Below are 431 nucleotides of genomic sequence, written 5' to 3'. Positions count from 1 at the left end.
GTCCGTACCGCCGCTCAAAGTAGCCATCCAGGGTCGCCCCCGGGTCCTCCCATATCTCAAGCTTCCGCCCCAGGTCGCCCGGGTTGAGGTTCAATGCCACCAGGAGGTGCTTGGCTGCCTCACGGACAGCTGAGGTGGTTCCGCCAGGTGCTTCTTGGCCCTTCAGTGTGGCCCAAAGGACATCATCTGCCTTCGCCAGCTTCGCAGCCGCGACCGCTGCAACCTTCGGATCACGGGTCTTGAGGCTCCTACGGATCTGAGCCTTACCCCCATGATGGGGCTGGGCGTGTTTGGGAATCCGTCGGATGTACCAAAGGACCCCATCGCCCTTGAAGTCGTGAACGTAGCGGGTCGTCACCACCAGCCAGCCGAAATCGAGGAACTTCCGAGCCACGGGTACACCCAAAGTTACACCTTGGACACCCCTTGAT

1 protein-coding gene is annotated in these 431 nt (G+C 61.3%); it reads right to left on the bottom strand.

From position 1 onward, the window contains the following. Window positions 1–406 (bottom strand): DUF6538 domain-containing protein (locus ACU8YC_RS28355; protein ID WP_446896440.1); only part of this gene is annotated, 406 nt, incomplete at its 3' end. Window positions 407–431: the final 25 nt, after the last annotated feature.

This window comes from Citrobacter sp. VF227, assembly GCF_052950715.1.
This window is presented reverse-complemented; position numbering and strand designations above follow the sequence as displayed.